Below are 20,325 nucleotides of genomic sequence, written 5' to 3'. Positions count from 1 at the left end.
TTATCAATGAGTTAAAGGTTATTTAATTCATTGCGATAAGATGTTAAATCGCCGATATTGTTGCTTACCCACTGAGGATCGTAATAAGTATCGAGATAACGCTCGCCGCTGTCACAGAGTAGCGTCACGATAGCACCTGTTTGGCCCTGCTCGCGCATTTGTTTAGCTAATTGTAATGCTCCCCAAACGTTAGTGCCGGTGGATGCACCCACTTTGCGGCCCAATATACCCTCCAACCAATGGATGGTGGCAACACTGGCGGCATCAGGAACCCGTAACATGCTGTCGATCACTTCTGGGATGAATGAAGGCTCAGCACGTGGCCGACCAATCCCCTCAATCCGGCTACCACAACTGCCTGTGACTGTACGGTCACGGTGACAGAAACAATCATAAAAAACTGAGTTTTCCGGATCGACCACCATCAGTTGGGTGTCATGCCCTTGATAGCGAATGTAGCGCCCCAAAGTGGCGGAGGTGCCGCCAGTGCCGGCGCTCATGACAATATAGTTAGGAATTGGGTGTGGTTCGCGGGCCATTTGGCGGAAGATACTATCGGCAATGTTATTATTCCCACGCCAATCAGTTGCCCGCTCAGCATAAGTGAATTGGTCCATATAATGGCCGTTAAGCTCACGTGCCAATTGCTCGGATGCAGCATAAATTTGCCCGGCATGGTCGACAAAATGGCAGCGCCCACCATAGAAAGTGATTTGCTCCACTTTACGTCGAGCAGTACAACTTGGCATTACTGCAATAAATGGCAAACCAATCAGGCGGGCAAAATAGGCCTCTGACACCGCGGTGCTCCCTGATGAGGCTTCTATTATTGTGGTGTCTTCTTTGATCCAGCCATTACATAGGCCATAGAGAAACAAAGAGCGGGCCAAACGGTGCTTTAAGCTACCGGTTGGATGTGTACTTTCATCTTTTAAATAGAGATAAATGCCGGGAAATTCGGGCAGATTTAAGCGGATTAGGTGGGTATCAGCGGAGCGTTGAAAATCAGCTTCTATTTCACTGATAGCATTTTTTACCCAAGTGTTGGTCATTTTATGGCCTGCGATGTAGGTAGTAAACTAATGATGACTAGGTTAACGGTTATCAAAGAAAAAAACGTTGCCATTTTTACTTCTTTATCGCCAAATGGTAGAAATTTATTCTATGGTTATTCGCTATGTTAGATAAAACTGACCGTAAGCTCCTGTGTATGTTGCAAGAAGATTGCACGCAATCACTGCAAGTGCTGGCCGAAGCTGTCAATTTGACTTCTACACCTTGCTGGAAACGTTTGAAGCGCCTTGAGGATGATGGGTTTATCCGCAGGCGAGTGGCATTGTTAGATAGCGAAAAGTTAGGATTAGGACTCACGGCATTTGTGCTGATCAAAACACAGCAGCATAATAGCGATTGGTATCAGGAGTTCGTCGAGTTCACCAAGCAAATGCCAGAGGTGCTGGCATTTTATCGAATGGCGGGGGAGTACGACTATTTGATGCAGGTTGAAGTCGCTGATATGAAGAGTTATGACAACTTTTACAAACGCATGGTGAACGGTGTGCCGGGGTTGATTGATGTAACATCCAGCTTTGCAATGGAAAAAATTAAATACACCACTGCGTTGCCTGTACCTGAGTGATTCCTGTCATTTTTCAAACTGCGGAGTGTGGGTTGCTTGGCATCTATTGGGTATAAAAAACCATTTTAACGATGGTATTCTACTGCCCTGTCGCATTTAGCGAGCAAATACCGATGTTATTCGGTGTCAGACCATGGAATAAAACTGAGTGAGATTGTTTGCACAATTAGGCTGGTATTTCCGCCGTGAGTGGCGCCGCTATGTGGGAGCGGTACTATTGCTGATCATTATTGCTATCCTGCAATTATTACCACCTAAGTTGGTAGGGGTAATTGTTGATGGCATCAGCACAAAACAGATGTCGACCAATATGTTATTGGTATGGGTTTGCGTGATGCTAGTGACGGCTATCGTGGTCTATCTGCTGCGTTATGTTTGGCGCGTTTTACTTTTTGGTGCTTCCTATCAATTGGCTGTGGAATTACGCGGCAATTTTTATCGCCAACTTAGCCGACAAGCCCCAGGTTTTTATTTACGTCACCGCACCGGTGATTTAATGGCGCGCGCTACCAATGATGTCGATCGCGTGGTCTTTGCCGCAGGTGAGGGGGTATTAACACTGGTGGATTCGCTGGTGATGGGGTGTGCGGTATTGATTGTCATGAGCACCCAAATCAGCTGGCAATTAACTTTGCTGTCATTGCTCCCGATGCCGGTCATGGCGGTGGTCATCAAATATTACGGCGACCAACTGCATCAGCGTTTCAAATCAGCTCAGGGGGCATTTTCTGCGCTTAATAATCAGGCGCAGGAAAGCCTCACCAGCATTCGCATGATTAAAGCTTTTGGCCTGGAAGAGAACCAATCACAACAATTTGCGCGGGTTGCCGAAGAAGCGGGTGCTAAAAATATGTATGTCGCCCGCATTGATGCTCGTTTTGATCCGACAATTTATATTGCTATCGGTATCGCAAATTTATTGGCTATTGGCGGTGGTAGCTGGATGGTGGTTAACCACAGCATCACCTTGGGGCAGTTGACCAGCTTTGTTATGTATTTAGGCTTAATGATTTGGCCGATGTTGGCGCTGGCGTGGATGTTCAATATTGTTGAACGCGGCAGTGCTGCTTATAGCCGTATTCGTAGTTTGCTGGAAGAAGCGCCAGTGGTGCAAGATGGTGACATCGAACTGTCGAGCGAGCGCGGTACTTTGGCGGTGAATATTCGTCATTTCTATTATCCAGAAGCCAAACAGCCCGCTCTGCATGATGTCGCACTGAAACTAGCTCCAGGGCAGATGCTTGGGTTATGTGGGCCAACGGGGTCTGGCAAAAGCACCTTGCTGGCACTGATTCAGCGGCAATTTGATATTGATGACGGCGCGATTTGCTATCAAGGGCATCCGCTGTCTGATATCCGTTTGCATGACTGGCGTGGGCGCTTATCCGTGGTCAGCCAGACGCCATTTTTATTCTCTGATACCGTCGCGGGCAACATTGCACTGGGTAAACCTGATGCGACCCAAGATCAAATCGAACGGGCTGCCCGCTTAGCCAGTGTGCATGAAGATATTTTACGTCTTCCTCAGGGGTATGACACGGAAGTGGGCGAGCGCGGTGTGATGCTGTCCGGTGGACAAAAACAGCGGATTTCTATCGCCCGAGCGCTGCTATTGGAGACTGAAATTCTGATCCTCGATGACGCGCTCTCTGCGGTTGATGGTCAAACCGAACATGAAATCTTAAAGAATCTGCGCGAGTGGGGCGAACATCGTACCGTGATTATCAGCGCACACCGCCTTTCTGCCTTAACTGAAGCCAGCGAAATTCTGGTGATGCAGCACGGCGGGGTGATGCAACGCGGTACTCATAATGTTTTGGTGAATCAGTCTGGGTGGTATCGGGAAATGTATCGCTATCAGCAATTGGAGGCGGCATTGGATGACGGTGAGTCGGAGGCCAAAACCGATGAGTAAAGTTAAGCAACTTTGGCCGACACTAAAACGCCTGCTTTCCTATGGTTCCCCTTATCGCAAGCCATTAGGGTTGGCGGTTCTGATGCTGTGGATTGCTGCGGCTGCTGAGGTCAGTGGCCCTCTGTTGATCAGTTATTTCATTGACCACGTGGTGGCGAAAGGCACTTTGCCGCTGGGGTTGGTCAGTGGGTTGGCTTTGGCTTATTTGCTACTGCAATTACTGGCAGCCACATTGCACTATTTTCAAGCATTATTGTTTAATCGCGCGGCAGTCGGTGTGGTTCAACGGCTCAGGATTGAAGTGATGGATGCAGCTTTGCGCCAGCCTCTCAGTGCTTTTGATACCCAACCTGTCGGGCAATTGATTTCCCGCGTAACGAACGACACCGAAGTCATAAAAGATTTGTATGTGATGGTGGTGTCGACGGTATTGAAAAGTGCGGCACTAATTGGCGCGATGCTGGTGGCAATGTTCAGCCTGGATTGGCGCATGGCGCTGATTTCGATCTGTATTTTTCCCGCAGTGCTGGTGGTTATGGCGATTTATCAACGTTATAGCACACCGGTCGTCCGTCGGGTTCGAGCCTATTTAGCGGATATTAATGACGGTTTTAATGAAGTCATTAACGGAATGGGCGTTATCCAACAGTTTCGCCAGCAAGTACGTTTTGGTGAGCGCATGGCGTCTACTAATCTCGCTCATTATAAGGCGCGGATGCAAACGTTGCGTCTGGAAGGCTTTTTATTGCGCCCATTGCTGAGTCTATTTTCAGCCATGGTGCTGTGTGGTTTATTGCTGCTTTTCGGCTTCAGTCCAGAGGGTTCTGTGGGGGTCGGGGTGCTGTATGCGTTTATCAACTACCTTGGTCGTCTCAATGAACCATTGATTGAATTGACATCACAGCAGTCGGTCATGCAGCAAGCAGTGGTTGCAGGGGAGCGTATTTTCGAGCTGATGGACAGCGCCCAACAAGGCTATGGCACTGATGACCGTCCACTGACGAGCGGCCGTATTCAGGTTAATAATGTCAGCTTTGCTTATCGCCACGATAAAATGGTGCTGCAAAATATTTCCCTGGATGTGCCTTCGCATGGGTTTATCGCGCTGGTTGGGCATACTGGCAGTGGCAAGAGCACCCTGGCAAATTTGTTGATGGGCTATTATCCGGTGCAGCAAGGTGAGATTTTACTTGATGGTCGGCCACTATCTGAATTATCACATCAAACATTGCGCCAGGGTGTGGCTATGGTGCAACAAGATCCAGTGGTATTAGCCGATTCATTTTTTGCTAATGTGACATTAGGCCGTGATATTAGTGAGCAGCAAGTGTGGGATGCGCTGGAAACTGTGCAATTGGCTCCGCTGGTCCGTGAATTGCCAGATGGGTTGCACAGTTTGCTTGGAGAGCAGGGCAACACCTTGTCAGTCGGGCAAAAGCAGCTTTTGGCGATGGCACGAGTATTGGTGCAGGCACCACAGATTCTTATTTTGGATGAAGCGACGGCTAATATTGACTCTGGCACAGAGCAAGCCATTCAGCGAGCTTTGCAATTGATCCGCAAAAACACCACCTTGGTGGTGATAGCTCACCGCCTTTCGACCATTGTCGAGGCGGATACTATTTTGGTATTGCACCGTGGTGTAGCTGTTGAGCAGGGTAAGCATCAAGAGTTGCTGGCGGCACATGGGCGCTATTATCAAATGTATCAATTGCAATTAGTCAGTGAAGATTTGGCGGCCATTGACCAAATCGAAACTGCGATAAGTTAAAGAATAAGCTGCGGGGGCGATGTCCTCGCAGCTTCCCGCTATTTTCCATTTCATTTCTGTTATTTTTCTTTCAGCCAATAGCCCAGCGAATACCTATCAAGAAGCATTGCCGCACCATAATCAGACAACACAAGCGCGCGAAGATATCGTGGTGCACTTTTGCGACGCGCGTCGCACTAATTTGGTGCGTAAAAACTGTTCAATCCTCTCTATCTAGTGACACCGCTGTCGTGCTGTACATCTCAACCCCCATCAACCCGCCCTTTTTGCATTAAATTCTCGTCAATATTATTTATGGCATAGCCTTTGCTTTACTTCTTTTGTGGCAGACATGAATTCAATTTAATTCGAGAAGGGGCAAATATGAAGCTGGTTACCGTGGTTATCAAACCATTTAAGCTAGAAGATGTGCGTGAAGCCTTGTCCTCTGTAGGTATTCAAGGGTTGACCGTAACCGAAGTGAAAGGATTTGGTCGCCAGAAAGGACATGCAGAACTCTATCGGGGAGCGGAATACAGCGTCAATTTTTTACCCAAAGTAAAGATTGATATCGCGATTGCTGATGATCAATTGGATGAAGTTATTGATGTTATCAGTAAGGCCGCTTATACCGGCAAAATTGGTGACGGCAAAATTTTCGTTGCTGAATTGCAACGTGTTATTCGCATCCGTACCGGCGAAACAGACGAAGCAGCACTGTAATTTGCAGGCTCAAATTTAGTGAATAGGGATGGGTTGATGATGAAAAAACTTTTATCCGTGTTGGGCCTGAGTTCGGTAGCAATGCTGCCCTCTTTGGCAATGGCTGCTGCACCGGTGGTAGCTGACAAAGCAGATAATGCCTTTATGATGATTTGCACCGCGTTGGTGCTGTTTATGACGGTCCCCGGTATTGCCCTGTTCTACGGCGGCCTGCTGCGTTCCAAAAACGTATTGTCGATGATGACTCAGGTCATGGTGACCTTTGCGCTGATTTGTGTTTTGTGGATTTTGTATGGCTACAGTCTGGCGTTCAGTACCGGCAACGCATTCTTCGGTAACTTTGATATGGCGATGCTCAAAGGTATTGGCCTGACTAGCTTGAGTGGCACTTTCTACCAATATATCCATGTGGTGTTCCAGGCTTCATTCGCCTGTATCACAGTTGCATTGGTGGTCGGTTCATTTGCTGAGCGAATCCGCTTCTCTGCGGTGCTTATTTTTGCCGTGTTGTGGTTCACTTTCTCATACCTGCCAATGGCGCACATGGTCTGGGGCGGCGGTTTCCTGGCACTGGACGGCGCTCTGGACTTCGCGGGCGGCACAGTGGTGCATATTAATGCCGCGATTGCCGGGTTGGTAGGGGCTTACTTACTGGGTAAACGTGCCGGTTTTGGTAAAGAAGCTTTCAAACCACACAACTTACCGATGGTGTTCACCGGGACTGCAATTCTGTATATCGGCTGGTTTGGTTTCAACGCCGGTTCAGCTAGCGCCGCTAACGAAATTGCTGCATTAGCTTTCTTGAATACAGTTGTCGCGACAGCGGGTGCCATTCTTTCTTGGGTATTTGCTGAGTGGATTTTACGTGGTAAACCATCACTGTTAGGTGCTTGTTCAGGTTGTATCGCCGGTTTGGTGGCGATTACACCGGCGGCAGGGACTGTCGGTGTTGGCGGCGCACTGATTATCGGCCTGGTGGGTGGTGTTGCCGGTCTATGGGGTGTGGTTTTGCTGAAGAAATGGCTGCGGGTGGATGATACCTGTGATGTGTTTGGTGTCCACGGTGTATGCGGGATTGTCGGTTGTATCCTGACCGGCGTCTTCACCTCTGCTTCATTAGGCGGTACCGGTTACGCGGCTGGCGTCACCATGGGGCATCAAGTCGGTGTGCAATTATTTAGCGTGGGCGTGTGTTTGGTCTGGTCTGGTGTCGTTGCTTTCGTCGCCTACAAAATTGCTGACCTGGTGGTTGGCCTGCGGGTACCCGAAGAGCAAGAACGCGAAGGTCTGGATGTTAATAGCCACGGCGAAAATGCCTATAATCAGTAAACTAAGAATGGCAGCAGAATAAATAATAATAATGGTAGCAACAGGGGCGATGGCGACATCGCCCCTTATTATTGATGGCGATTACCGATGTAAACGAATTACACCTTCCTGCACGGTAGAGGCGACCAAGACTCCTTCCCGATTATAGATTTGCCCGCGAACAAAACCACGAGCCCCAGAGGCTGAAGTGCTTTCTACTGCATATAGCAGCCAATCATCAAGCCGGAATGGGCGGTGGAACCACATGGAATGATCAATGGTGGCAATTTGCACGCCTGGTTCAAGGAAGCCAATGCCGTGAGGCTGTAAGGCCGTTGGCAAGAAATTGAAATCAGAAGCATAACCCAGCAAATACTGGTGAACGCGCAAGTCATCCGGCATTTGGCCATTGGCGCGGAACCAGACGTAGCGGTTAGGTTCTGCTTTTGAACCTTGCAGTGGGTTATGGAATTTCACCGGGCGCATTTCAATCGGCTGATTGCCAATAAACTTCTCCCGCACTTTTTCGGGGATCAGATGAGCAAATTGGCGGGCAATCTCGGTTTCCGACATCAATCCCTCCGGCGGTGGGACATCTGGCATAGTATTTTGGTGTTCAAAACCATTTTCCTGACTCTGGAACGACGCCGTCATATAGAAGATAGGTTTACCATTCTGAATCGCGCTGATCCGACGGGCGCTGAAACTATTGCCATCGCGTAATGTTTCTACGTCATAAATGATGGGTTTGCTGCTGTCCCCTGGGCGCAGAAAATAGCTGTGAAATGAATGGACGAGCCGATCAATAGGGACGGTTTGTTTTGCCGCATAAATAGCCTGACCGACAACCTGACCACCAAATACCTGGCGCAAGCCCAGATCTTCACTTTGGCCCCGGAAGATCCCTTCTTCAATTTTCTCCAAATCGAGCAGATCGAGCAGTTTTTCTAATGCCTGGCTCATGTTGTAGTCCCTGATGATTGAGTTCATACACAGTGTGCGGAATCCATTGGGCGGTCGTCAATATATTGCTGTGAAACAGCTGTACGATTGAAGATAGCTTGATAAGGAATAGTCTGATAAATGGCTCAATTGGGAGAGAATCGGCAGGGAGTAGATGATTGTGCTATAATTAGCTTGCTAGGTGGTTGAAGCCACTGATTAAACGCCAGCTCTTATATGAATAGCTGGCATCTTAATAATAAGAAGGAGTGCGACCTATGAAACCTTGGCAATTAATAAAATTCTGGCAGATAGTGGGTGGGGCAGCATTGGTCGTTAGTTTAGCGGGGTGCGCCCACAAAGGGGCTGATGTTCCCGTTCCGGCATCCGCAGGAGCCACTGCGGCACCTATTGCTCAACCTGCTGTGCAGGGAACAGTGAATATCCGCGAGCGTATTGCTTTGCCACCTGATGCTATCGTCACGGTAACGCTGTCGGATGCTTCACTGGCTGATGCGCCAACTCGGGTTATTTCTCAGAAAGCAATTCGTACTGAGGGTAAACAGGCTCCGTTTAGTTTTACCTTGCCGTTTAACCCAACTGAGATCCAGCCAAATGCCCGTATCATCGTAAGTGCGGCTATTACACGTAATGGTCAGCTTCTGTTTATCACTGATACCATTCAAGAAGTGATTAACAACGGCACTGGCACTCAGGCGAATCTGCTACTGGTTCCAGTGACCTCTGTTGCAATTGAAACTGCACCTACAGCCACAACGACCGGTACTGGGACGATACAGTAATTCTCATGTCGCTTTATGCGCTGCAGTGTCTTGAACTGTGGCGCTAAAGCTCACTGTAGCGCCAGCGATATTGCTGTAAATCAATACGCCCAGCGGGACTTATTTCAATACCTTCAGCCAGCAATGCATTTTTCTGTCTAAGATAATCTTCTCCGACTAACGATATCTCCCCGTGACGATTAATCACCCGATACCAAGGTAATGTAGAGCCTTCAGGTAAGCGTTTCAGAACGCCGCCAACTTGCCGCGCAGCTCTGGGTGAGCCTATCAACCGGGCAATATCGCCATAAGTGGTCACTTGCCCAAATGGAATCGCCGCCACAACCTGAAATACTCGCTGACGGAAGCTGTCGATTATTGGCGGGTGATTTTGCTCTGCTGCGTCATTTAGCGTTTCAGCGTCATCCGGGCTTGATAGCTCAGTTCTTGGTGATGTCACTGCGTCCTCTTTCTTATTGGTTATCTGTGTTAGCAAATAGTGTGGCGCTATCGAGAAAATGAGAGTGATATAAATAGAATGAGGAGAATAAATAACATCATCAGAGATTTTTTTGCCACAAGAAAATAGATTTCGCCCGAAGATTAAGTATGCTGGGCAAGAAATAATCAGTTAGCGCGTGTTGTCTTGCTATTTCGAGGTCCATAGTCGATAATGCCCACCGCTCCAGAGTACAAGGAGCCGTTAACGTCAATGGAGGTCCTGTTGGTTCTCCCGCAACACTAACTTGTGAACTCGGTCAGATCCGGAAGGAAGCAGCCGTAGCAGGCGAGGTGTGTGCCGGGATGTAGCTGGCAGGGCCTCCACCAATTTTGGCGAGTCATTCATTATCAAAATCATTCGGCTTATCAACTCTCTTCGCCAGCACAATATCAACCAGTAGTTATCAACTAATCATTATCAGCGATAAATCTTTTTGCCCCCCTATGTCTATAGTGCTAACCGACCGTTTATTGAAAGTTAATACAAGAATTTTCTTATTTATTTGCAAGTTAGATTTTTAATTTGCATCTTAGATTTGGTCTATAACTAATAATGTTTTTAAATTATTAGTGGCCAGGAGGATTTGATAAATTAAATAGCACAACAATACAGCATCACTTCAATGTTCTGATAAACCCCCATGACTTCATCTAGACACGCTTCATTTAAACACAGATGCGCAATAACGCGGGATTAAAGTTAACCTTCAATACCTGGGTGTTTTATCTCAAATTGAACACTTACAACCCGCTGACTGCATTGAAGCCGATAACAATTATCGGCTCAACGTTGTGTGTCTTAACCAGCGTTAAGCAGACTATTTCACATGTTGCCACACAGTAGGTGGAATTTTATCATAAAGTTTATTCATTGTGAGCTCAGCTAAGCGATGGTCTGCAGCTGAATAAAATAATTCCAGCTCATCATCTGAAAGTTCGTACTTATTCTTTTCAATTACACGTTCTAATGTATCAATAGTTGTACATTTTCTTAAACGCATCAGGTAGTCAGTTTTTGTCATGGTGAATCTTCTTCTCGATATAAAAATAATATAGTGAAACTATTCTTTAAGTTTTCATCAGGGTACAGATGTATTCTCCTGAGAAAAGTCTGAATAAACGCTCTTTGGTTTTTTGCCAGCGACGCAATTCAGGATCATTGATCCCATAACTACTAAACAGAGTATATGTATCGTCTAAATATTCTTCCACTAACTCTGAAAGGTCTACGCCATCTGGGTATTTTATTTTAAAACTCATCACAAATGAAGCTATATGCTCGATCAAATCATTCAATTGTAGATTTACGGCAGAAGTCGGGTCATTTACCCAACCATGGTGGCTGTCACCAAGGGTGGCAATGCCTTCATCATACAAACTCTCACATAAAAACTTCAATTGGGCAATGTCATGCCGCTTCGGTGAGTACTCATCCATATCATCCCCTCCGTAAACGCTTAATTCGGTGTTGATAACACAATGTGAGTAGATCGGTAATCATATAAATGCAAAAGCTTATCGGTAAAGTAAATAAACGTTTCTTGCTATAAATATAAATCATTTCTCCGCTCATCGCGCAACTTTATTACTTAATCTTACAATTCATCAGCGGTTGAAGGTCTGTCATTGTTAATTATATCAAAAGTGATTTTTTCTGGGTGTACAATAAATGTTACAGCATTTGTTAACAACTCTTCAGTATTGATATCTAAACAGGGGTTGAAAATATACCACTGATAAGAGTAAGTCATTGAATAATAGTTATCTTTCAAATTTATAATATCAAGAATTTCTAATGAACCAGTGGTGTACTGGGCATTCTCCGAATAATACATTAACCCAGAAACCAAGCTTTCTTCAATTTCACCTATGTTATTCTTGATAACATTCCTCAGTAATGAAATCGGGTAACGCCCTGAGAAAAAGTCCCCAGCTATTTCATTGTTCATTAATTGTCCGCTCATGGTGACAAGATTAATTCATTAACACACTGCCATTGTTACAAAAAATGCGATGATATCTGTTTTCAGTAACTATTCGCATGATTTGAAGTAAAAATTTCAAATTTAATGAGATTTATCTACTAAACCGCTTAGTTAGCATTGAGTGACGTTATTAAGGTCGTATTCAATAACACTGTTCGACAATAAAATTAAAAAACTTAAATAGAGTTTTGCATATTTAAGGTTATTACTCACGCTTAACTCAGCCTACTTCTATTAATTTAGAATGCTATGCCGGTTTTATCAAGAGGAGGGACTCCCGTAAGGCTGGTTTTCTATTGTGTAAATTACCGTTTTGCGAGCGTTAACGAAGAGTTCTGCTGCTAGAGTACCAAAATCATGCCCACCCTCACCAGTAAGATATTAGTAAAAATACTTTAATTTGCTGTAACTAAGCATGTTCGCACTGCTTATTTTATCAACAGCACCGGATTTTTATCCACCTCTGTTGATGTTGTATCGATACCCCGTCATGAATTGTTACCTTTGAAATATTTATGGTAGAGATGCACACTTGAATTTGACTAAGTAATGTGATGTTATAATATATCATTAATCACTTATTCTTCTCTGACATGAATAAATTCTCTGCTCGATTTACCCCGCTACCGCACTGGACGTTATTTTCACTTTCTTCCTTACAGCGCATTGTCGGTGTTGCCTTACTTTGTGTGTTGTTGTGGTGTGCCATTTATTGGGCGAATGTATTGCCATGATAAATTTGAGAAATATTGAGATTGGATATGAAAACCGTGCCCTAACACCATCAATTAATGGTTGTTTTTCCGCAGGTTCGCTTACTGCAATTATTGGAGCCAATGGGGCGGGTAAATCCACTTTACTTAAAACTTTGGCGGGCTTACAACCAGCTGTTGCGGGGAAAGTGACATTTACTGGCGGGAGATCCCCGCAAATAGCCTACCTTCCTCAACAAGCTGAGTTAGACAGGCAGTTTCCTATTGTTGTCCAAGATGTAGTGGCGATGGGGTGTTGGCCACAAAGTGGATTATTGGGTGGAATTAATCACCAATCACGGCAACGAATCAAACAGGCATTAAGTGCGGTCGGAATGCAGGATATGGCTCGCCAGCCGGTTGGTGAGCTTTCGGGTGGACAATTGCAGCGGGTGCTATTTGCTCGTCTTTTAGTACAACAAGCGCAACTGATTTTGTTGGATGAGCCTTTCACCGGTATTGATAGCCAAACTGTCGGGTTGTTACTTGAGGTTATTCATCAGCTACATAATGAGGGGAGAACCATAATTGCTGTCCTGCATGATATGTCGATGGTGGCCGACCATTTCCCTCATGCATTGTGGCTAACATCTCAAGGCTATTGCTGGCAATCCTCTGATCAGGTTTTAGCCCAGTGGCACCACTCTCAGGGTTCATCTTGCCCGTTTTCCGCACCGCCCAACTCTCTGAGGGCAATCAATCCATGATATTGCTTCATTTACTTGTTGATCCTTTTTTGGATTTTGGCTTTATGCGCCGGGCATTGATCGCGTGTTTAGCTCTGTCACTCAGTTCTGCGCCATTGGGGGTTTTCTTATTATTACGACGAATGAGTTTAGTCGGTGATGCTCTGTCGCACGCAGTATTACCTGGGGCGGCTATCGGATACCTGATTTCGGGTATGTCACTGGTGGCCATGGGCGTCGGGGGATTTATTGCCGGGCTGGCGGTTGCCATGATGTCGGGATGGGTGAGCCGCCGAACACTGTTAAAAGAAGATGCCAGTTTTGCCGGTTTCTATCTGGGTTCTTTGGCTTTAGGGGTCACGCTAGTCTCTTTGCGCGGCTCCAGTATGGATCTGCTCCATGTGTTATTCGGTTCTATTCTCGCTGTTGATGCCAACGCCATGACCATGGTTGGGGTAATAACCACTTTCTCTATGTTGGCTTTAGCGGCTATTTATCGCGCGCTAGTGGTGGAGTCATTTGATCCTGTTTTCCTGCGGGTCAGTATGGGGCATTGGTTGATGGTGGTTCATGCGCTGTTTCTGTCATTAGTCGTGCTTAATTTAGTGGCTGGATTTCAAATTCTGGGCACGCTGATGTCAGTCGGACTAATGATGCTCCCCGCCGCCAGTGCGCGTTTTTGGGCCAAAAACTTACCTCAAACCTTGGGCATTGCCATGGCGATTGGCATGATTGCCAGTCTCGTCGGGCTACTGTGGTCGTATTACGCCTCATTGCCGGCCGGGCCAGCTATTGTCCTGAGTGCCAGTCTGATTTTCTTTTTATCTATTTTATTTGGAAGGCGCGGTGGAGTTTTAGCTACTGCGCGCCGTTGAGAACTATTTCTTATTAAGAACCCCGTGTCATTAAAGGAGAGTTAAATGAAGTATTTACCTATTAGTTTGGCGGTAGCTGCTCTACTGTCAAGTCCGCTGGCAATGGCGAAAACGGTCGAGGCTGTCGCCAGTTTTTCTATTTTAGGTGATATCGTCAAACAGGTTGGAGGCTCACATGTCAATGTGGTGACCTTAGTTGGCCCGAATGGGGACCCCCATGGTTTTGAACCCACGCCGAAAAATAGTAAGCAATTGTCCAAAGCCGATGTGGTGTTTGTCAGTGGGTTAGGGCTGGAAGGCTGGTTAGAACGGCTGATCACAGCCTCCGGTTATAAAGGGCAGGTCGTCATCGCGTCAACCGGGGTTGATACCCGCAAGATGGATGAAGAGGGCAAAATGGTGACCGACCCTCATGCCTGGAACAGTATGGCGAATGGTATTAAATATGCTAACAACGTAATGAATGCATTGATTATCGCCGATCCTGAAGATGCAGATTATTTCCGTAAGCGCGGGGGGGAATATATTCAACAACTGGAGAAATTGGATGCTTATGCCAAGGCGCAGTTTGCCGCGATCCCCGCTGGGCAGCGCAAGGTTCTAACCAGCCATGATGCATTTGGTTATTTTAGTCAGGAATATGGGGTTAATTTCTTATCACCTGTTGGTTTCTCTACAGAATCTGAAGCCAGTGCCAGTGGAGTTGCTGCGCTGATTAATCAAATCAAAAAAGAGAAAATAAAAACCTATTTCATTGAAAACCAAACTGATCCTCGGCTAGTAAAACAAATTGCTGAAGCCAGTGGCGCACAAGCTGGCGGAGAGCTTTATCCCGAGGCATTATCTGTAGCCGACGGCCCAGCAGCGACTTACACACAAGCCTTTAAACACAATGTGGACACTATTGTGGGTAGCATGAAGTAGTTATCGGAAGAAAATTTCTCAGCCTCAAGGGAAACTAAGGGGCTGAGTTATTAATCCTTTATGACAAATAGAAAAGCCCCGTTGGGCAGCAACGGGGCTTTTGACTGCAACATATTCAACATCACCGTTTTTTATGAGTACCTCCCTGAACGGCTTTAAAACGTGGATTACTTTTGCAAATAACATACACCCGACCACGGCGACGGACGATTTTACAATCGGGATGACGGTTTTTTGCCGATTTCAATGAACTCAATACTTGCATAATTAACTCTCAGAATTAGCTGTTTTTTGGCGTCAGGAAGCTGCCGAACCGCTTATGGAAACGCGCAGTGCTGCCTTCTTTTGAAAACTCTTTTTGTTTACCGGTGTAATACGGATGCGATGCCGAGGAGATATCCAGTGTGACATAGGGATAGGTCTGCCCATCGCGTTCAATGGTTCGCGATGTGGCGATGGTTGACCCAACGGTGAAATAAGTGTCCGCACTGGTATCGTGAAAAACCACAGTCCGATAATTAGGGTGGATGCCAGGTTTCATAAAAACTCCAATTGTTATGTTATACTATAACAATAATTATGCTCCATTCGTTTTTCACTTTCAAGTCCGAGTTTCAAGTCCGAATAAATAAAAAAAAACCGCAAACCGAAGTTTGCGGACTTTTTTAAAGTGGGTGAGGTGCTTGCTTGCGATTAAGCGACCACGTGCAACCCCAAAACAGCAAAAATGTTCGCCAAAATACCTACGATAATAGCTGCGATAGGGCCTGCCGCTAGTTTCATGACCGGGCGGCCACAAATCTCGTTGAGGATATACAAGCTGACGACTACAAAAATGCCGGTGCCGGGCCAGATTTGATTTGCGGCATTAACCCCGCCCACCAAAAGTGCAATTTCAAGAATTTGCGTCATGGCGGTACGAATATTATCACCGGACATTTTTAACGATGGGAAACGGTTCATCGCCTTGCCAATTCGGCTCAGACTGGTAATTTCAACGCCCATAGCACCAGCCCCAAGTATGCCTGCAACCACTGGGTTAGGCGCAAGGTAGCCTAAGCCGAGGAACCAGTCACACCAGCCGTTGGTGCCATATACGCCACTTATCATTGCGGTGGTGATAATCAGTGGCATGAAAGCCAGAGCTTGAACAATGGCGACGATAGCTGCTGAGGTAATTTGCCCTTTTCCGAGCAATGCTGCTGCAATTGGCTCTCCGGCAATCCAATGGTAGTGGGCAGTGATGGTGATTAATGCCGCCATTGGGAGTAGATAAATCGCGTTTTTCCGAATGCGCTTAATATTGTCGTCAAACAAGCTATGTTCTATTTCTTCGCCGTGGCGTTTATCACGGGAAGCAAAGAACAGTAAGCAAATCATGCCAAACAGCATCGCAATGCCTTCTGGGCTGAGTGCCACTTCATTACCCGCAATAGTGACGGGGTTAATTCGTTCAATCACAACACGGGCCAGGAAGGCGATAATAATGGTGATTAACCCCGCTTTTTTGCCGAATTGATAACCGACGGCAATAGCAGGGAAGGCGACAAACGCATAAATTATTGGGTCGCCTACTGACGCGAGGGCATCCAGGAAATTGACGGGTAGATAACTGAAGCCCTTAATCAGCCCATCCAGCGCGATAGTGATTAACGCCCCATAAACAGTACCAATTAATACGGCTAGCTTAGTATTATTCAGTGATACACCAATAATATCCGCTGTCAGCAAAACAATATGAATGACAATAATCCCCGTTGCCAACGTAATTGGCATGGCGAAACCGGTGATGAACCCAATACTGATAGCAAAGGAGATACCCGCCAGCTCTTTTCGGCTCATATTGCCGTTCATAAACTCCGGCATAATAGGCCGCAATCCATCGTGATAAACCGCGATAGACTTGTTGGCAAGAAAAGTGGCATACCCTCCCATTAGAGCGAAAAGAATAATCTTAACTAAATTAAACGATTCCATATCACGACCCCATCGAGGCCAATAGGCCCCCGGCTAATTTGTTTATTATTGTTGTCAATTGCGTCAGTCTTTTTCAGTCAAAGTGGCTTACTGTATATATTCACAGCGTTATTTGTCCACCAATAAAACGGCGCATAAGGCTTTAACAGAGTTTTCAACGCGATCATTGGTAAAGCCAAATGCTTTTTTACCTTGATCTATCAATTGGCTGATATTGGCTTCTGAGGGCTGGGTCAGAGCATTCGCTATTGTGGCGCACTTATCGCGGCCAATTAGGGCGTAAGCCATAGCAAGAGCGCCGCCGGCACCACTTTGGCAAGCGCCCACGTAATAGTCGAAACTGCCATTTTTGACTTTCATGGCGGCATCCATGTCAGTAAAAATTTCACAGGAAATTTTATCTGCGCCATATTTAGCTAAACAATCTCGTATTTCGTTTTTATTCAGTTGCCCACCAATAGCGATTTTAAGCATTCTTACTTCCCCTTAAGTATCCTGAATATATCCCATTATTTGCTAGTGCCAGTGAGCTGCCGCCAGAAAGAGTGGCCGTTTTGTGGTGCAGTTGCCGCAAAAAACTCACAGACTGTCGCACCAACATCTGACATTGTTTCTCGGCTTCCCAAGCGAATGGCCTTTTGCGGCGATTGCGCCATTCCCGCATGATAGACCAGCAGCGGCACCTGTTCCCGGGTGTGTTTACTATGGCCGATTGTCGGGTCGTTGCCGTGATCTGCCATCACGACCAGGCAATCACCTGGCAACATAGCTGCCGTTATTCTGCCTAGCATGTTATCGACCAATTGCAGACATTCTGCATAGCGCGCAACATCCTGCCCATGGCCCGCCAGGTCAGTTTCCTGAATATTAGTGCAGATGAAAGCACTACCTGCACGTTGCACTTCTTCCAATGTAATATCCAGAATGGTTTGTGAATCAACCAATTGCTGGTAGTTTCGCCCTGCTGAGTTGGCAACAATATCAGCGACTTTACCCACCAGCACTGTGGGAATATTCACTTTTTCAAGCTGATGAGGTACCTGAACATCGGCGTCAACGCCATAACCGAGGTGAATAACCTGAAAACCATTATCGTAAACACCTGATTTTGGGCTGTTAATACCAATATAATGTTGTTGCTTAACTTCAGCTGCGCTGATGATTGCGTGGCTATTCATCAGCACCCCCCCATAGGCAATGACGCGGTTAACTGCCACACAACCCCGCACTATCCGACCTATCTTTTCGACCTGCTCAAAATTAATAGCATCTAAATTAGCACAAATATTAAATACTTGGCCTAAATCTGCTTCAAGATTATCGCCAATTGCGACGCAGTTATTGACCCATAGAAATTGCAAATTGCTGCTATCATCAGGTGCACTGCGCTCTTCAACTTGATAACCCTGCTGGCGTAATGCATCAGCCACACGCGTTTTTACACTGGAGAATGGCATGCTTAAAGGTGAGCGGGGTAGGGTGCCCATGATCTCCTGGTGGCCCATAAAGGTGTCTCCACCCTCATGTTGCAACAGCGCGACACCAAAACTGGCCTCGGGGTTATCTTGCATCACGCTGCCGTGAAAATCTGGCGAACCAATATGTAGCGCATTGATTAGCCCTATTTTTTCCAAATTGGGTAAACGCAATTCGGGGTAGGTCTGCAAAATATGGGCACAGGTATTCGCCTCTATATCCTGTGGACGAACTTCAGCGACATCGGGCATGGCCCCTACGCCAAAGCTGTCAATGACCAGCACGATAAACTTACTCATAACCCCTCCTGCCCGGTGGCGTGGGAATAGTATTCCCCTGGCTATCATAAATCCCGAGTAATGTGGGCTGACCAGACTGGATCCCGCCGACCAGAACCACGTCACTGCGGGTGACGAAAATCTGTGTACGAAAGCACATCACCACAGGGCTGCCGACGGCGAATGGCTCGGTAAGACCTATTGTATAATCGATACTGGCATTGTCTGGATTCAGTACCTTACTGACATGCCATTGTTGGTCATATACCAGGGCATTATTCAAATGACCGCGCCGATAGTAACCGCCACCATAGCAATGACTTTTACCTTGATGGCAATGGGAAATCTCTGTCAGATACAGCATGGCAATATGTTCGGGCTGGTTACCCTGTTGGTTAGAGGGCATAGTTCCGGTCAATGAGTGGCCCGGTTCGGCGTGTGTGACACCCCATTTAGCCAGTTGTGGCAAGCTTTCAATGCTAGTTGCTGAAGGGCCGTTGACCTGTTCTACCTGGATGCCGTGCTGCTCAAGAATACTTTTTGCTTCAATCAGGGTATTAAGATTCGGGCTGGGCAATGTCTTGCCTTTTTCACTATCAAAAAGCATGCAAGGGAAATGGGTAACACCCACCAAACGGATACCAGAAATTGTCTTTATTTCTTTGATAACATTGGGTAATTCATCCAGTGAGAACCCTGCCTCTTGCCCTGGGTAAATCAGGTCATCGTGATGGCAAACTTTTAATAACAGCGCTTGCTCTTTATTCTGACGGACTGCGGCAGCAGCAATTTCTCGTGCTTTGGCGACACTGTAAACGGTAATGACTTCGGGTTGACGAGACACCACTTCATCTACCATCCCGCTGGGGATTTGGACTAAATGGCCGATGTGGGCCACTGGCAAATTATGTTGATAGAGTTGGCGCGCCTCTTTGAAATCCACCGCGACGATACCTTGATAGCCACATTCCAGCAGGAGCTTACACAGCAGGGGATTTCGGCCAAATTGTTTGCTCATCAGATAAAGAGTGATGCCATGGCGTGTTGCTGTTTCCAGCAGTAAATGCGCATTTTGTTTGACCTGATCAACATCAATAACATAACTGTCAGGTTTTATAACTCCTTGTTTCCAAAATGAAATCGCCGCTTCTATGAGCGCTGGGTTTTGTTTTTGTAATGCTTTTAGTAGCATATTTGATCCCTAAATATACTCGTCATAATTCAAGCTGCATGTGCGTTGACTGCTTTCATGTAATTCGAATTATTGAGAGTAAAATGATATTTTAATTGTTCATTTTTTTGAATATTTAATCTATGTCTAAATTATTAGCTCTCAATCTGTTGGGCCAGATGCAAGCCATATAAGTTTGCTAATAAATATCCCAATTCGTGATCGGGTACTTCAAAGACAAACAGTGAGAGTAGATCGTTATTAATATCTCTGATATTGGCAAAAATTGCTGTGGTTTCGATCTCTTTTAATATTTCATCGTCGATAGCCGGAATAACCTGTCCCTGACTCGCTCGCATCAGCGCATTGGCCATGTGAGTAATCAGCATTTCTCCTTGGGGATGACGAATAGATAATTGCCAGTGTTGTTCCAAACGAGTGAGAACCTTGAGCATCCCGCTGTAGACCGCAGAATCAATAACCTGCGCGTCATATAAAATTTTCAATCTCGTTTCCATTGGTTCGTTATCTTCATTTTTATGAATATTTATATCATAGTAATTTATTGTCTGGCTGCAAATGCTCAACTCACTATTTGATATATTGATCACAATATAAACGCTCTGACGGAATTGGCTGCT

At 46.1% G+C, this 20,325-nt stretch carries 23 protein-coding genes and 1 other RNA gene; 11 read left to right on the top strand and 13 right to left on the bottom strand.

Features of this window, described 5'->3' with window-relative positions; all coding sequences use genetic code 11:
• Nucleotides 1-11: 11 nt before the first annotated feature.
• On the bottom strand, nt 12-1,052 hold the full coding sequence (locus OP863_RS14335; protein ID WP_145589731.1) for a PLP-dependent cysteine synthase family protein: 1,041 nt from the start codon (nt 1,050-1,052) through the stop codon (nt 12-14).
• Between the two features lie 125 nt (nt 1,053-1,177).
• Here OP863_RS14335 and OP863_RS14330 point away from each other — a divergent pair, with 125 nt between their 5' ends.
• The 6 genes from OP863_RS14330 (at nt 1,178) to amtB (ending at nt 7,356) form a co-directional block, all read left to right on the top strand.
• Nucleotides 1,178-1,639 (top strand): Lrp/AsnC family transcriptional regulator, encoded by a 462-nt coding sequence (locus OP863_RS14330; RefSeq protein WP_038631524.1) that lies wholly within the window; start codon nt 1,178-1,180, stop codon nt 1,637-1,639.
• A 148-nt stretch (nt 1,640-1,787) separates the two neighbouring features.
• The gene (locus OP863_RS14325) at nt 1,788-3,554 is read left to right on the top strand and encodes a SmdA family multidrug ABC transporter permease/ATP-binding protein (protein ID WP_265525444.1); all 1,767 of its coding nucleotides are present in this window, start codon (nt 1,788-1,790) and stop codon (nt 3,552-3,554) included.
• The gene (locus tag OP863_RS14320) at nt 3,547-5,325 is read left to right on the top strand and encodes a SmdB family multidrug efflux ABC transporter permease/ATP-binding protein (RefSeq protein WP_145589729.1); all 1,779 of its coding nucleotides are present in this window, start codon (nt 3,547-3,549) and stop codon (nt 5,323-5,325) included. Before OP863_RS14325 ends, OP863_RS14320 begins: the two co-directional genes overlap by 8 nt.
• 19 nt (nt 5,326-5,344) lie before the next feature.
• Nucleotides 5,345-5,542, top strand: a complete 198-nt coding sequence (locus OP863_RS14315; RefSeq protein WP_145589728.1) for a hypothetical protein — start codon at nt 5,345-5,347, stop codon at nt 5,540-5,542.
• A gap of 146 nt (nt 5,543-5,688) precedes the next feature.
• A complete protein-coding gene (glnK, locus tag OP863_RS14310) occupies nt 5,689-6,027 on the top strand; it encodes a P-II family nitrogen regulator (RefSeq protein ID WP_002208627.1) in 339 nt (112 codons plus the stop codon).
• Nucleotides 6,028-6,066: 39 nt separating this feature from the next.
• Nucleotides 6,067-7,356: an ammonium transporter AmtB gene (gene amtB, locus OP863_RS14305; protein ID WP_038639390.1), complete on the top strand. Its 1,290-nt coding sequence runs from the start codon at nt 6,067-6,069 to the stop codon at nt 7,354-7,356.
• A gap of 81 nt (nt 7,357-7,437) precedes the next feature.
• Here amtB and tesB read toward each other — a convergent pair whose 3' ends face one another.
• A complete protein-coding gene (gene tesB / locus OP863_RS14300; protein ID WP_038631531.1) occupies nt 7,438-8,298 on the bottom strand; it encodes an acyl-CoA thioesterase II in 861 nt (286 codons plus the stop codon).
• Between the two features lie 257 nt (nt 8,299-8,555).
• On the opposite strand from tesB, the gene OP863_RS14295 reads away from it, so the two are divergent.
• Nucleotides 8,556-9,080 (top strand): YbaY family lipoprotein, encoded by a 525-nt coding sequence (locus OP863_RS14295; protein WP_145589727.1) that lies wholly within the window; start codon nt 8,556-8,558, stop codon nt 9,078-9,080.
• A gap of 43 nt (nt 9,081-9,123) precedes the next feature.
• On the opposite strand, the gene OP863_RS14290 is transcribed toward OP863_RS14295, so the two are convergent.
• On the bottom strand, nt 9,124-9,519 hold the full coding sequence (locus OP863_RS14290) for an MGMT family protein (RefSeq protein ID WP_271301894.1): 396 nt from the start codon (nt 9,517-9,519) through the stop codon (nt 9,124-9,126).
• A 262-nt stretch (nt 9,520-9,781) separates the two neighbouring features.
• Between OP863_RS14290 and ffs the strand changes: the two genes are divergently transcribed.
• Nucleotides 9,782-9,878, top strand: an RNA gene (gene ffs, locus OP863_RS14285) — signal recognition particle sRNA small type.
• A 500-nt stretch (nt 9,879-10,378) separates the two neighbouring features.
• Here the strand turns inward: ffs and ymoA are convergent.
• From ymoA to OP863_RS14270, 3 genes are all read right to left on the bottom strand, one after another.
• Nucleotides 10,379-10,582, bottom strand: a complete 204-nt coding sequence (gene ymoA / locus OP863_RS14280) for an expression modulating protein YmoA (RefSeq protein WP_002208622.1) — start codon at nt 10,580-10,582, stop codon at nt 10,379-10,381.
• 46 nt (nt 10,583-10,628) lie between these two features.
• Nucleotides 10,629-10,997, bottom strand: a complete 369-nt coding sequence (gene tomB / locus OP863_RS14275; protein ID WP_265525443.1) for an Hha toxicity modulator TomB — start codon at nt 10,995-10,997, stop codon at nt 10,629-10,631.
• A gap of 158 nt (nt 10,998-11,155) precedes the next feature.
• Nucleotides 11,156-11,509, bottom strand: a complete 354-nt coding sequence (locus tag OP863_RS14270) for a hypothetical protein (protein WP_265525442.1) — start codon at nt 11,507-11,509, stop codon at nt 11,156-11,158.
• Nucleotides 11,510-12,275: 766 nt separating this feature from the next.
• On the opposite strand from OP863_RS14270, the gene OP863_RS14265 reads away from it, so the two are divergent.
• From OP863_RS14265 to OP863_RS14255, 3 genes are read left to right on the top strand one after another with little or no spacing between them, the layout of a single operon-like run.
• On the top strand, nt 12,276-13,004 hold the full coding sequence (locus OP863_RS14265) for a metal ABC transporter ATP-binding protein (protein WP_038631543.1): 729 nt from the start codon (nt 12,276-12,278) through the stop codon (nt 13,002-13,004).
• Entirely contained in the window at nt 13,001-13,858 is an 858-nt protein-coding gene (locus tag OP863_RS14260; RefSeq protein WP_038631544.1) for a metal ABC transporter permease, read from the top strand. Before OP863_RS14265 ends, OP863_RS14260 begins: the two co-directional genes overlap by 4 nt.
• 45 nt (nt 13,859-13,903) lie before the next feature.
• On the top strand, nt 13,904-14,782 hold the full coding sequence (locus tag OP863_RS14255) for a metal ABC transporter substrate-binding protein (protein WP_145589724.1): 879 nt from the start codon (nt 13,904-13,906) through the stop codon (nt 14,780-14,782).
• A gap of 121 nt (nt 14,783-14,903) precedes the next feature.
• Here OP863_RS14255 and ykgO read toward each other — a convergent pair whose 3' ends face one another.
• From ykgO to OP863_RS14220, 7 genes are all read right to left on the bottom strand, one after another.
• Nucleotides 14,904-15,047: a type B 50S ribosomal protein L36 gene (gene ykgO, locus OP863_RS14250; RefSeq protein WP_050113290.1), complete on the bottom strand. Its 144-nt coding sequence runs from the start codon at nt 15,045-15,047 to the stop codon at nt 14,904-14,906.
• Nucleotides 15,048-15,062: 15 nt separating this feature from the next.
• Complete coding sequence (locus tag OP863_RS14245; protein WP_038631547.1) at nt 15,063-15,323, bottom strand: type B 50S ribosomal protein L31; 261 nt, start codon at nt 15,321-15,323, stop codon at nt 15,063-15,065.
• A 152-nt stretch (nt 15,324-15,475) separates the two neighbouring features.
• Nucleotides 15,476-16,759 (bottom strand): YhfT family protein, encoded by a 1,284-nt coding sequence (locus OP863_RS14240; protein WP_038631550.1) that lies wholly within the window; start codon nt 16,757-16,759, stop codon nt 15,476-15,478.
• A 108-nt stretch (nt 16,760-16,867) separates the two neighbouring features.
• A complete protein-coding gene (locus OP863_RS14235; protein WP_145509613.1) occupies nt 16,868-17,233 on the bottom strand; it encodes a DUF2620 domain-containing protein in 366 nt (121 codons plus the stop codon).
• Nucleotides 17,234-17,268: 35 nt separating this feature from the next.
• Entirely contained in the window at nt 17,269-18,534 is a 1,266-nt protein-coding gene (locus OP863_RS14230) for a phosphopentomutase (RefSeq protein WP_265525441.1), read from the bottom strand.
• Nucleotides 18,527-19,705: a YhfX family PLP-dependent enzyme gene (locus OP863_RS14225; RefSeq protein WP_265525440.1), complete on the bottom strand. Its 1,179-nt coding sequence runs from the start codon at nt 19,703-19,705 to the stop codon at nt 18,527-18,529. Before OP863_RS14225 ends, OP863_RS14230 begins: the two co-directional genes overlap by 8 nt.
• Before the next feature lie 134 nt (nt 19,706-19,839).
• Nucleotides 19,840-20,202 carry a PRD domain-containing protein gene (locus tag OP863_RS14220; RefSeq protein ID WP_145589721.1) on the bottom strand — a complete coding sequence of 121 codons (363 nt, stop codon included), beginning with the start codon at nt 20,200-20,202 and terminating at the stop codon, nt 19,840-19,842.
• Nucleotides 20,203-20,325 lie beyond the last annotated feature (123 nt).

The organism is Yersinia sp. SCPM-O-B-9106 (C-191) (assembly GCF_026183365.1).
GTDB classification, from domain to species: Bacteria; Pseudomonadota; Gammaproteobacteria; order Enterobacterales; family Enterobacteriaceae; genus Yersinia; species Yersinia rochesterensis.
Note: the sequence above shows the minus strand (reverse complement) of the source record. Positions and strands in the feature narration are given on the sequence as shown.

Coding starts and splice junctions, on each gene's coding strand:
- OP863_RS14335 (WP_145589731.1), bottom strand. CDS start 1,052: ATGACCAACACTTGGGTAAAAAATGCTATCAGTGAAATAGAAGCTGAT.
- OP863_RS14330 (WP_038631524.1), top strand. CDS start 1,178: ATGTTAGATAAAACTGACCGTAAGCTCCTGTGTATGTTGCAAGAAGAT.
- OP863_RS14320 (WP_145589729.1), top strand. CDS start 3,547: ATGAGTAAAGTTAAGCAACTTTGGCCGACACTAAAACGCCTGCTTTCC.
- OP863_RS14315 (WP_145589728.1), top strand. CDS start 5,345: ATGTCCTCGCAGCTTCCCGCTATTTTCCATTTCATTTCTGTTATTTTT.
- glnK (WP_002208627.1), top strand. CDS start 5,689: ATGAAGCTGGTTACCGTGGTTATCAAACCATTTAAGCTAGAAGATGTG.
- amtB (WP_038639390.1), top strand. CDS start 6,067: ATGAAAAAACTTTTATCCGTGTTGGGCCTGAGTTCGGTAGCAATGCTG.
- tesB (WP_038631531.1), bottom strand. CDS start 8,298: ATGAGCCAGGCATTAGAAAAACTGCTCGATCTGCTCGATTTGGAGAAA.
- OP863_RS14295 (WP_145589727.1), top strand. CDS start 8,556: ATGAAACCTTGGCAATTAATAAAATTCTGGCAGATAGTGGGTGGGGCA.
- ymoA (WP_002208622.1), bottom strand. CDS start 10,582: ATGACAAAAACTGACTACCTGATGCGTTTAAGAAAATGTACAACTATT.
- tomB (WP_265525443.1), bottom strand. CDS start 10,997: ATGGATGAGTACTCACCGAAGCGGCATGACATTGCCCAATTGAAGTTT.
- OP863_RS14270 (WP_265525442.1), bottom strand. CDS start 11,509: ATGAACAATGAAATAGCTGGGGACTTTTTCTCAGGGCGTTACCCGATT.
- OP863_RS14265 (WP_038631543.1), top strand. CDS start 12,276: ATGATAAATTTGAGAAATATTGAGATTGGATATGAAAACCGTGCCCTA.
- OP863_RS14260 (WP_038631544.1), top strand. CDS start 13,001: ATGATATTGCTTCATTTACTTGTTGATCCTTTTTTGGATTTTGGCTTT.
- OP863_RS14255 (WP_145589724.1), top strand. CDS start 13,904: ATGAAGTATTTACCTATTAGTTTGGCGGTAGCTGCTCTACTGTCAAGT.
- ykgO (WP_050113290.1), bottom strand. CDS start 15,047: ATGCAAGTATTGAGTTCATTGAAATCGGCAAAAAACCGTCATCCCGAT.
- OP863_RS14245 (WP_038631547.1), bottom strand. CDS start 15,323: ATGAAACCTGGCATCCACCCTAATTATCGGACTGTGGTTTTTCACGAT.
- OP863_RS14240 (WP_038631550.1), bottom strand. CDS start 16,759: ATGGAATCGTTTAATTTAGTTAAGATTATTCTTTTCGCTCTAATGGGA.
- OP863_RS14235 (WP_145509613.1), bottom strand. CDS start 17,233: ATGCTTAAAATCGCTATTGGTGGGCAACTGAATAAAAACGAAATACGA.
- OP863_RS14230 (WP_265525441.1), bottom strand. CDS start 18,534: ATGAGTAAGTTTATCGTGCTGGTCATTGACAGCTTTGGCGTAGGGGCC.
- OP863_RS14225 (WP_265525440.1), bottom strand. CDS start 19,705: ATGCTACTAAAAGCATTACAAAAACAAAACCCAGCGCTCATAGAAGCG.
- OP863_RS14220 (WP_145589721.1), bottom strand. CDS start 20,202: ATGGAAACGAGATTGAAAATTTTATATGACGCGCAGGTTATTGATTCT.